The sequence below is a fragment of the Candidatus Thiosymbion oneisti genome (assembly GCF_900092655.1).
Taxonomy (GTDB): domain Bacteria; phylum Pseudomonadota; class Gammaproteobacteria; order Chromatiales; family Chromatiaceae; genus Thiosymbion; species Thiosymbion oneisti.
Genome location: NZ_FLUY01001035.1, coordinates 1 through 2,693, shown reverse-complemented (window position 1 = coordinate 2,693; position 2,693 = coordinate 1). Strand labels below are relative to the sequence as shown.

Sequence of the window (2,693 nt, the reverse complement as noted above, 5' to 3'; positions counted from 1 at the left end):
GGCCTGTGCATCGAGCTTGGTCGCTACAGCCGTGTCGATATCGGCGTTTCCTGTCGCACCGATAGCGCCGCCCGCGGCCAGGCTGATATTGCCGCCCACGAGGTTCTCATTGCCCGCGCCTTCAACTGTAGTGTCGTAGTCATTGATCGCACCGCCTGCGGTGAGGACGATGGCATTGGCGCCGGCATCGACGCGGCCCAGTGCAACGCTGTCGGTCTCGGTAATGAAAATGCCGCTGGTAGTAACCCTGGGATCGGTGATTTCCGCGTCGATGCGATCCGCATTGGTATCGATATCGTTGCCCCTACCGATGGCATTACCCCCCATCAAGCTGATGTCGCCACCGACGAGGTTCTCGTTACCCGTACCTTCAGCCGCAGTGCTGTCGAAGATTGCACCGGCCGCATCAATGGTGATGGCGTTGGTTCCGGCTTCGATACGACTCAATTCGATATTGCCCGTCGCGGTGAGGTTGACATCCCCTCCGGCACTGTAGAGGGTGCCGTCAGCCATGCTAATGTCAGCACCCGCCGTGGCGGTGATGGTGCCGTCGGAGATGACGTCGCCATCGTCAGTGTGTTTGATGCCGGCGACGATGGCGGCACCTGCGAGATTGATATTACTTCCCCTAACGGCTGCGGCGACCAACAACTGCTGCCCCCCCGCATCCAGGTTCAGATCGCCGCCGGCCGTAACCGCTTGGCTGACCTGCACACCGGCCTTAGTGGTCACCTCGATAGCACCGGGTGCCGTGACCGGCGCTATGTTGCCCAACTGCACCCCATCGGTCTCATCGATGAAAATGCCGCCGGTCGTACCCGTGACCTTCGCGTCAATGCTGACCACCCTGGTGTCGATGGCGCCGGCTCCTGTTGCACCGATAGCACCGCCCGCGGTCAGGTCGATAGCGTCGCCAACGAGGTTTTCGTTACCCGCGCCTTCACCCGCGAGGTTGTCGCTGATCGCGCCACCGGTGGCGGTAATGGTGATGTCACCGGTGCCGGCATGGATACGGCCCAAGGCGATATCGCTCATTGCCGTGAGGTTGACCGCCCCGGCGCCTAACGAAGTATTGATGGTGCCGTTATTTATTATTATGTCGTTTCCGGCATTGATGCTAACCCCCATACTGTCCCCGGGGCCGGCACTCGCCGGTCCGATGGTGACTCCGCTATTGACAGTGACGTCGTTGTGTGCCGTGAGTGTCAGGGTGACCTGCTGGTCGCCGGCGGCCCCGGCCAAATCGGGTTGGATGTTGGCTGCAACGGTGATGTTGCCCGGACCGTTGGGGTTGGTCACGGTTCCATATTGGGGGGTACCCGTTCCGGCCGTCGTTACTTCAACGTTACTCCCGCCCTCCAATGCGGCTACGATATTAGTTGCCGCAGCATCATTGATTGTGATGTCCTGCGGATCGATCAACCAAGTCCCCGGATTACCGGCAGGTGCGGAGGCGTCCACCTGGGCCGCCGCGATGTCAATGGTCCCGGCGGCGGAGGTCTCGATAAAGCCGCCGTCACCGCCGTGCTGACCGCCCCGGGCCGTCAGCTTGCCTGCGATCCTGGCCGTTTGCTGCCCGTAGACGATGATGCTGCCGCCGTCGCCAAAGCCGGTGGCGTCGGCGATGATCCGGGCCTCGGGTGCCAGGATCACCCGGTCGGCATTGCGGCCGGGGCCCTGGCCGCCCCGGTCTCCGCCGATGCGGATGTCGCCGCCGCCGGTGCTACCGCTGGCCTTTACCAGGGATTTGCGTCCGAGTCTGAGCTTGCGACCCCGTATGTCGATCTTGCCGCCCCGGCCGTGCCGTGACGAGGCATCCAGGGTACCGGTCACGGCTACGGTCCCGTTACGACCACCGTCGAGGACGATCTCGCCTCCGTCCGCGTAGGCACTGCGTGCAGTCACCTTGCCGCCTATCTTGATCGCCTGGTCCACGATGCCCTCGGCGGCCACGGCAGTGATCAATACCCGTCCGCCGTCGACCTGGATGATTCCGTTGTTCTCGGCCAGGGCCTCCACGCCTGCCGGCCTGCGGGTCACCGGTGATTTGGTCTCGAAGTGAATGAGATCGTCGCCATAGAGATCCACCGCGAAGGTCTTGGCCCCGGCGATGACGACGGTCGAGCCCTGGCCCTCGATGACGCCGTCGTTGCGGGCATGGGGGGCCACCAAGGCCCCGAGACCGCGCTCGCCGAGCGAGATGTGGCCTTGGTTGATGACCTTGGCATTGGGGCTCGGCTGGTCGAACTGGTAACGCCCGGCCATGAAGTTGTCATCGGCGATATCCGCGGTAGTGGCCAGAAAGCCTTGGGCCTGAACCGTGCCGTTCCGTCCGACGGTGACGCCGTTCTGATTGATCAGCCACACATTGCCGTTGGCCTGGAGCTGCCCGTTGATCCGGGACGGACGGTTGGTAACGACCCGATTGAGGGCAATGGCGCGCCTGCCGGGCTGGTCGAATTGGGTGACCTCGCCTTTCTCGATGCTGAAACCGTTCCAGTTGATGACGGCCTTGCCGCTGTGCTGATGGATGGTGACCTGCCCCGGTTGGGTGGCGATATGGGCATTGCCGCGGACCACCTTACCGCCGGTGGGATTGGCACCGATGATGGGGGTTGTGAGCATGACGACGATACAGGCCGCCGTCGCAGCCAGGGGTAGATCGAGACGCTTGCCTGGTTTGGAAGATGCCG

Annotated in this window: 1 protein-coding gene; it reads right to left on the bottom strand. The window is 63.2% G+C overall.

The window, feature by feature from the left end:
- Positions 1 to 2,693 (bottom strand): two-partner secretion domain-containing protein (locus BQ17_RS10690; protein ID WP_141699226.1); only part of this gene is annotated, 2,693 nt, incomplete at both ends.